Source organism: Burkholderiales bacterium, assembly GCA_035560005.1.
Lineage (GTDB): Bacteria > Pseudomonadota > Gammaproteobacteria > Burkholderiales > Eutrophovitaceae > DASRFY01.
Genome location: DATMAN010000085.1, coordinates 1 through 7,822, shown reverse-complemented (window position 1 = coordinate 7,822; position 7,822 = coordinate 1). Strand labels below are relative to the sequence as shown.

The window sequence follows — 7,822 nt, the reverse complement described above, 5'->3', positions numbered from 1 at the left end:
CCTCAAGGGCGAGGTGATCGGCATCAATTCGCAGATCTACTCGCGCACCGGCGGCTATCAGGGCCTTGCGTTCGCGATCCCGATTGACGTCGCGATGAAGGTGAAGGATCAGCTCCTCGCCACCGGCCGCGTCGAGCGCGGGCGGATCGGCGTCGCCATCCAGGAAGTGACGCAGGCGCTCGCGAAATCCTTCGGGCTGGACGCGCCGCGCGGCGCGCTCGTGAGTTCGGTCGAAAAAGACGGTCCGGCGGCGAAAGCCGGCATCGAGCCCGGCGACGTGATCCTCAGCGTGAACGGCCAGCCGGTGGAGACTTCCAGCGCGCTGCCGCCGCTCATCGCCGACATCAGGCCCGGCCAGAGCGCGCGGCTGGAGATCTGGCGCGAGGGCGCGAAGCGCACGGTAACGGTCACCGTCGGGCGCCTTGAGACCGCGCGCGCCGGCAGGCCGGATGCGGGGGCTGCGCCCGAAGGCGGTCGCCTCGGGCTTGCGGTGCGCCCGCTCACGAAGGAAGAGCAGCGCGCCGCCGGCGTGTCCGGCCTGGTCGTCGAGGGCGTATCCGGCCCGGCGGCCGAAGCGGGCGTGCAGGAAGGCGACATCATCCTGTCGGTGAACGGCGTTGCGGTGAAGGATGTCGCGCAGCTTCGCAATCTCGTCGCCGGCAAATCGCACGTCGCGCTGCGCGTGCGCCGCGGCGAGGCGATCATTTTCATTCCCGTCGAGCTGGGCTGAATCTTGCAAAGGAGACGGACATGCTTGAAACCCTGCAGCAATTCGGACGAGAGATCGGCCGCGACCTCGCGCGCGGCTGGGAGAGCCTCACCGAAGGCTGGCGCGAGCTGCTCGCGCGCTCGGCGAACGCACTCACGCGGTTCACCCGCAAGGACGAACCGAAAGGCGCCCGCGGGGAGCTGATTCCCGCGGACGCGCCGCGCTGGAGCCTGCTCGCCGGCGACGTGGTGGACGCCGGCGCCGACATCCTCGTGCGGCTGGAGCTGCCCGGCGTCGAGAAGGCCGATTGTGAAGCGGTGGTCGAGGGCAACGTCCTTTACGTGCGCGGCGAAAAGCGCGTGGACAGCAGCACGGTGTCAGGATCCTACTTCATCCGGCAGTGCGCCTACGGGAGCTTCGAACGGGCGATCCCGCTGCCTTGCGCCGTGCACGCCGATCGCGCCGAGGCGCAGTTCAAAAACGGCGTGCTGACGGTGCGGCTGCCCAAGGCCGAGGAGCCGAGGGCGAGGCGGATCGCGATCGGCTGAGCGGCGTCAGCGCTCCGGTTCAGCGGCGGCGGAACGCCGTCCGCTGCAACCGGTTGTTAGCCCGCAGTTTGGTACGGCGATGACTCCTCTCTCGCGACCACCGTGTCGTACAGCCCGTAGTGGGTCAGACCCTTGTGGCTCTCAATGCCCGTATAGCGCAGCGAGGCGTCTTCGTAGCGCCGGAAGGCGAACACCGCCTGATTCATCTGCTCGGTGTTGAACACCTTGAGCCGCACGAGCAGGTGGAAGTCCTGGACCGTGAGGCCGGTAACCGCCAGGAATAAATCCGGCTCCAGCTTGGTGATGACATCCTGCAAGGTGTTCTCGCGGAAGTCGGTGAGGTACATGAACGCCGGGATGCGCGTGGCGAACTTGATGAGCTTTTCCTGCACCAGCTTGCGCTTGGATTTGTACTCCTTCTCCTCCTCGCTGAGCTGCTTTTTCTGCTTCTCCGTCAGATCGCGATCCTTGGCCTTGTTCTTGAGTTCCTTGACTTTTTCGCTCTTGTTGATGATGGTCTCGATGATGTTGTCGCCGAGGCTGCGCCAGCCCTCGATGCGTTCCACTGCGGCCATCGCCTCGGGGTTGTCGAGGATGCGGCATAAGGTGTCGTTGTCCACGTTCACCAAGAGCGCGCTTTCCCACTTGCGTGCGAGCAGTGTGGCCGAGGTGCCCGCCATGGCGATGTCGAGGATGCCGCCGGCGTCGATCTGCGTCATGTTCGCGCCGTCATAGGCCAGCACCGGCAGGAAGGACACCAGGTCTTTCACCGCGTTCTCCGGGTTGGGCTCGTGCGGCGACAGGCCGATGGCATACTCGGAGAACTGGCGCAACGCGCGCGTGGGCGCGAAGTCGAACACGAAACATACGGGCTTCAGAATCTCCTCCGCGTTCGGGTCGTCGCCGTTGGGGTTCCTGATGGACCACGGCGACTGCACGCGGAACGCCGCCTGAAAGTAGGTCTCGGGCGACGTGAGATTGCGCAGCATCAGGATGGACGACCACTGCGGCACCGTCACTCCGGTGGTGAGCTTGCCGCAGGAGAGCGTAATCGTCTTGGTGTCGAAGCCGCTGCCGATGGCGCGGCGCACCGGCGGCAGCGCATCCAGCCCGATGCCCGCCTGCGCCCCCGCCGCCACAACCACCCTGTAGTCGTGCCAGAAGGTGTTGTGCCTTTCCGCCAGCAGGTTGGCCATCGCATGGCAGGCCGCCACGTTGGGCAGGAACCAGAACGAATGCTGCAGATAGGGCAGCAGGCGCACGTCGGAATAGGGAAACGGCGGCCGCGTGCCGGTTTTCAGGTGCTCACGGGACTTGGGCGCGTACTGGCCGCGGATGATGTCCAGCCACTTCTGCACATCGCTCTTGTGCTTGAACTGCGCGGCCCTGCCCGTGCCGGTCGCGGCGAAGAACTCGTTGAGATCGAACTCGTCGAACTCGCCGCCGCTCGCAATCGCCAGCAGCTCGTCCGGCATCTGGTAGGTGAGCAGGCGCAATTGCGGCAGCGCCGCGTAAGGGTTGGGGGTGTCTGGATGCTTGCGGGCGAATTCCTCCTTGGCGCGCTGCTCGTCGGTGTAGGTCCAGTTGAAAATCTGTTCCTCGATGAACTCGCCCGTCGCCAGCGCCCGGAACGGCGTGCCGGAAAGGTAAAGGTAGGCCTTGGTGGTGATGGGCAGGAACTCGGCCTCTTTTTCCGAGAGCACGGCGAGGTCTTCGTTCACGTCCGCCAGCCCGGCGGTGTATTCGAGCCTGGCTTCTTTGCGGGCCACCGCCTCCTCCTCGCCCTCGAACAGTTCCTGCGCGGTCTCGCGCCAGGCACCGAAGTGGTATTCGTCGAACACCACGAGGTCCCAATTCACCTTGTGCAGCCACTCGTTCTTGGGCTTGATGTTTCCCGCATCATCGCGGCCAAGCAAATCCTGAAACGAGCCGAAATAGACCAGCGGCTTCCTGGCGGAAACTTTCGTCGGGTCGCGGCCCGAACTGCGCGAAAGATACTGCCAGCCCGCGAAATCCACGTGCGATTCGAGGTCAGACTGCCAGGCATCCTCCACCGCGGGCTTGAAGGTGACGATCAGCACGCGCTTGGCGCCCAGCTTCTTCGCCAGCTGGTAAGTGGCGAAGGTCTTGCCGAAGCGCATCTTGGCGTTCCACAGGAAGCGCGGCACGGCGTGCATGTCCTCCTTCCAGATGGAGTGGAAGTAGGCGTGGGCTTTGTCCACCGCCGCGCGCTGCTCGGCGCGCATCGGGAAGGTCTGGTGGTGCGTGCCGGAAAGCGGCCGGCCGGTGCGCAACTCGGCCAATACCGTCTGCACGTCCGCCACCGTGCAGCGCACCCATTCGCCGGTGACGATCTCGAACTTCTTCCTTTCCAGCGCCGCGCGCACCTCATGGTCGGTGAGCACCGTGCCGTCCCCGCGCTCCGCTGGTTCGTCCAGCTCGATGCGGTAGTTGTTTATCGCGGCAGTCCTGAGCTGCTCGGCGACGCGGCTCTTCACCTCTCGCGTGGTCTGACCGATCTTGAGCAGCCCCGCGTGCGCCGCGTCGGCGATGGAGTAGGCGTAGATGCGCGGCCGGGCCGCGGGCCTGGGCGCGAGGATGTCTTCGATGGGGCGGGTCATGGCACCACCGGGTCAGGACGTCTCGGCGGTCCAAGGGTTGACGACGTCAAGGCCGGCGATGTGCTCGAAGTCGGCGGTGTTGCGCGTGGCCAGACGCATCTTGTGCTCCAGTGCAATCGCCGCGATCTGGGCATCCTCCACACTGATGGGTCGGCCTGCCTTGAGACGGGCGGAAACGATGCGCGCATAGTGGCGAGCTGCTCCCTCATCGAACGGCAGGCATCGCCCGGCGAAATCCTCCTCGAACATTGACCGAGCCGCCTCGCGCAGGGCCTCCTGCCGTCTGCTCCTGGGCATCAGGGCGAGCCCCAGTTCGATCTCGGCGCGGCTGACGGCACTGGTGAAAACCTTTTCGGCCGGCTGTTCATCCAGCCAGGCCACGACCCTGGCCGATGGCCGCGGGCGCATGAACTCGGAGAGCACGTTGGTGTCGAGCAGGATCATGCCGGTTTGTCCCACCGTGGCGGCTTGCGCGGCGCCCGGCGGCCCGGAAGCTTGAACTCTTCACTGGCCGACTCCGCGAATCGGCCAAGCAGGCGCTGCCCCAGCTTCGCGGGGACGGTCGAACCCAATGCCTCCTTCAGGAGGCGTCTGGCTTCTTCCTCCATCGACAGGCCGTGCTTCGCCGCTCGAAGGCGCAGCCTCTGCTTGGTGAACTCATCGAGATTGCGAATGGTCAGACTGGCCATGCACAAGCTCCTTCGAATGATCGCATTGCAATCATTGTATCCAGTGATTGCATTGCTGTCAAACTGCTCGCGGAGCGCACCCTGCCCTTGTCCTGGCGGCGGTCCTGAGCTGCTCGGCGACGCGGCTCTTCACCTCTCGCGTGGTCTGACCGATCTTGAGCAGCCCCGCGTGCGCCGCGTCGGCGATCGAATAGGCGTAGATGCGCGGGCGGGCCTACGGCTTGGGGGCGAGGATTTCCTCGATGGTTTTACTCGTCATCCTCGCCCATCGGTCGGATCATGCTTTCGATGAATGCGATCTCGTCCTTCGTGATGCCGTACTTCTTATAGAGCGCCTCGTCGGTCCAGTCACGATCCATAGGAAGATCAGGCACGAACTGGAAGCGCTCGTTGTATAGATGCTGGGTGTATTTCCGTAACGACACAAGGAAGCGGACGAACCGCGTACGCAAGTAGGCAGCGAACCGCTTAGCATGGATTTCCTTCTTGAAACGGTCGATAACGAGGTAGGTTTCCGTACATGCCGTGCCCGGTCCAGCGATCACTGGATGGTTGTAGATTTGGTGTGGAAAGCTATCGCCAGCGCCATAGGCGGCACCCAGCAACACCTTCCACTCATCAATCCATTCGTCGTTGCGCGGAACGTCAGCCCGTTCGATATAAGTCTCGCTGTTGTTGCCGATGAGCAGAACCGGGTTTTTCATCCCCGTCTTTTCCTCTGCGCCCCGAAAATTGGTGCGGATGCTGAAAGGCTGAATGGGTGAGACCTTGCTGGCCAAGCTGCCATAGCCGTCCTTTTTGTTGATCTTGAGCACCTTCTCCAGAATAGGCACTGCTTCGTTGCGCCGGACGAGAACGTCATAGGCGCCCAAATACCGTTTCATTGGTGGCGAGGTCGGTTTGCCACCGTGAATCGTCGTAACCTCGCAGGGACCGTTCCATGAGTTATCCCAAAGGAAGTAGCTCACACCACCTTTGATCTGGGTGCCTGGAAATGCCTCCGCGGCATCCGGGAAATCCACGAGCACCCGCATTCGCTTGTCCGCAAGCATCTCGCTTCGGTATTCGTCTAAACCACGCCCGCCCGCGAACCAGCGTGAAGGCGTCACCATCACCAAGTATCGCGGGTCAAGACTCTTCGCGGCCTGAACGAACTTCTGATAGATCGGCATCGCGAAACCACCTACTGCATCACCGCCGCTCTGACCGAGCTGATACGGCGGGTTGCCAATGATCACATCGAATTGCATGTCGCCTCCAAACAACTCGGCCATGCGAGCCTTGATGTCGTGGGTGTGAATGAACGCATAGGCGTGTGTTTCAAGCCCTTCGCCACGATCGTAGTCGCGCCGATTGGCACCACAGTATCGGCATTTCTCACCGTCCCACGCATGCTCCATGCGCTCGAACCAGATGTTCCCCGCATCGCTCGTGAACCCCTTGGCGATCGAATGCGGCCCCAGCGCGTGCTTGCTGCAATACACGCTGCGCCGCGCCAGCATCGCCGTGAGCCGCGTGATGCCGATGCCGAACACCTGCCGCGTCAGAATGTGGTTGACGCGCGCCTGCAGGTCCGGGATTTCGGCTTTGAGCCCCTCCACCAGCCGCCGGGTGATCTCGCGCAGGAACACGCCGGACTTGGTGCAGGGATCGAGGAAGCGCACCGTCTTGTCCGCCCAGACGTTCGCGCCATTGTGGCTGGCCGCCCACGCCTCGGTGAGCGTATCCAGCATGCGGTTGGCGAACTCGGGCGGGGTGAACACCTCGTCGTTCGAGAGGTTGGCAATGCAGGTGAGCACGTCCGGGTTGCGCCCGCGCAGGGTGAAGGTGGCCTGGCCGTTCATACCGCTTCCTTCGGCGCCATGGCGAGGTCCGCGCCGGCCAGCTCACGCACTGTCATCGGCGGCCAGGTCTTGGTCGGCAGGAATATCTCGTGTTTGCCGAGGTGGGCAAAGAGCGAGCGTTGCGCGCTGAACGCCGACGAACCCGTGAGCACATCCAGACGAAAATCGCGGCGTTGGAACTTGGCCTTGCCGAGGTAGCCCCACTCGGCAAAGGTGATAGGCTGGTCATCATGGGTACGCATCTTGAGCGCGTCGCCATGCACGAGATTCTGCGACAGCACGTAAGAAGCGGCCCGGTAGAGGTCGTCCGACTCGTCGATCTTCAGGTAGTCGGCGAGGATTTCCAGCATGTTGGCCCGGCACTCGGCGATGTTGTCCGGCAGAAGCTCGATGCCGTAGGCGCACATCAGCGCGAACAGCGCGTAGTGCCGCTTTTCAAAGTCGGACTTGCCGTACTTAAGTTCAACGGCGGCGAGCTTGCGCCGGAGAATCTGCACGAGGAAGTTGCCGCTCCCGCACGCCGGCTCCAGAAAGCGCGAATCAATGCGCTCAGTCTCGCCCTTGACGAGATCGAGCATCGCTTCGACCAACCACGTCGGGGTGAAGACCTCCCCGTGGTCGGCGACGCGTTGTTTGGACTTGACGTAGTTCATGGACCGATCCACTTCGGGCGATGCGTCCTCTCGGTCACTGTGGGCTAACAGGCCGTTGAAGAATGGGTGTTGAGGCAGCTATTTTCTGCGTTCCTCGATCGCTGCGCCGTGGAAGCAGCTGCCGTCTCGAGCTTTTGGTGCTCATTCATGGTTGATTTCCAGTCGATTCGTTCATTCCGGGCGCACCTATCCCGTGTTCGGCTGCAACCGCGCCATGCGCAGCAGGTTGTAGGCGGCGCCCACCAATGTAGGCGGCGAGCTGGGTCTTGGCGATGCCGATGAAGCGGCTCTTCCTGAGCCCGCCCACCGTCTTCATCCAGCCGAAGATCTCCTCGATCCTCTTTCGCTTTCTCTGGCTGATCGCGTAGCCCGCATGGCGCCTCGTCCGTCCATCGAGCCCCGGAGCGGTCCGACTCTCGATCCTTGCGATGTGCGGCGCAATGCCGCGGCCTCTGAGCAGTGCCACGAAGCCCTTGTTGAAGTACCCCTTGTCGGCTCCGAGCGTCGTCATCCCTTGGCGGGCCCGTCGCCTGCGATCGAGCATCGGGGCGGCGGCCTTCGGCTCGGGCAGCGTCGCATCGGTAATCGCGATATCCACCAAAAGCCCGCTGCGGTTCTCCATGAGCGCCTGCGCCCCGAAGGAAAGCTTCGCCGGCTGGCCGTTGCCCTTTCGCATGAGCCGGGCTTCAGGGTCGGTGCTCGATTCGTGCGTGGCGTTCGATCTCTTCTCGCCCCGAAAGTCCACCATCCCGGTGCCA

The 7,822-nt window shown here is 63.5% G+C and carries 7 protein-coding genes and 1 pseudogene; 2 read left to right on the top strand and 6 right to left on the bottom strand.

Features of this window, described 5'->3' with window-relative positions; genetic code table 11:
• Positions 1-730: PDZ domain-containing protein (locus tag VNM24_12435; protein HWQ39391.1), on the top strand; the 730-nt coding region annotated here is incomplete at its 5' end.
• Positions 731-750: 20 nt separating this feature from the next.
• Positions 751-1,257, top strand: coding sequence for an Hsp20/alpha crystallin family protein (locus tag VNM24_12430; GenBank protein HWQ39390.1), 507 nt, complete (start codon positions 751-753; stop codon positions 1,255-1,257).
• A 56-nt stretch (positions 1,258-1,313) separates the two neighbouring features.
• On the opposite strand, the gene VNM24_12425 is transcribed toward VNM24_12430, so the two are convergent.
• The 6 genes and pseudogenes from VNM24_12425 to VNM24_12400 form a co-directional block, all read right to left on the bottom strand.
• A complete protein-coding gene (locus tag VNM24_12425; protein ID HWQ39389.1) occupies positions 1,314-3,878 on the bottom strand; it encodes a restriction endonuclease in 2,565 nt (854 codons plus the stop codon).
• A gap of 12 nt (positions 3,879-3,890) precedes the next feature.
• A complete protein-coding gene (locus VNM24_12420; protein ID HWQ39388.1) occupies positions 3,891-4,322 on the bottom strand; it encodes a type II toxin-antitoxin system VapC family toxin in 432 nt (143 codons plus the stop codon).
• Positions 4,319-4,567, bottom strand: a complete 249-nt coding sequence (locus tag VNM24_12415; protein HWQ39387.1) for a plasmid stabilization protein — start codon at positions 4,565-4,567, stop codon at positions 4,319-4,321. The genes VNM24_12420 and VNM24_12415 overlap by 4 nt, the downstream gene beginning before the upstream one ends.
• Before the next feature lie 248 nt (positions 4,568-4,815).
• Positions 4,816-6,411 (bottom strand): Eco57I restriction-modification methylase domain-containing protein, encoded by a 1,596-nt coding sequence (locus tag VNM24_12410; GenBank protein ID HWQ39386.1) that lies wholly within the window; start codon positions 6,409-6,411, stop codon positions 4,816-4,818.
• Positions 6,408-7,064, bottom strand: a complete 657-nt coding sequence (locus tag VNM24_12405; protein HWQ39385.1) for a DNA methyltransferase — start codon at positions 7,062-7,064, stop codon at positions 6,408-6,410. The genes VNM24_12410 and VNM24_12405 overlap by 4 nt, the downstream gene beginning before the upstream one ends.
• 186 nt (positions 7,065-7,250) lie before the next feature.
• Positions 7,251-7,822: pseudogene (locus tag VNM24_12400) on the bottom strand (transposase).

What these genes read in the sequence shown, in the direction of transcription:
- VNM24_12410 (HWQ39386.1), bottom strand. Translation starts at nt 6,411, where the DNA reads ATGAACGGCCAGGCCACCTTCACCCTGCGCGGGCGCAACCCGGACGTG.
- VNM24_12420 (HWQ39388.1), bottom strand. Translation starts at nt 4,322, where the DNA reads ATGATCCTGCTCGACACCAACGTGCTCTCCGAGTTCATGCGCCCGCGG.
- VNM24_12425 (HWQ39389.1), bottom strand. Translation starts at nt 3,878, where the DNA reads ATGACCCGCCCCATCGAAGACATCCTCGCGCCCAGGCCCGCGGCCCGG.
- VNM24_12430 (HWQ39390.1), top strand. Translation starts at nt 751, where the DNA reads ATGCTTGAAACCCTGCAGCAATTCGGACGAGAGATCGGCCGCGACCTC.
- VNM24_12415 (HWQ39387.1), bottom strand. Translation starts at nt 4,567, where the DNA reads ATGGCCAGTCTGACCATTCGCAATCTCGATGAGTTCACCAAGCAGAGG.
- VNM24_12405 (HWQ39385.1), bottom strand. Translation starts at nt 7,064, where the DNA reads ATGAACTACGTCAAGTCCAAACAACGCGTCGCCGACCACGGGGAGGTC.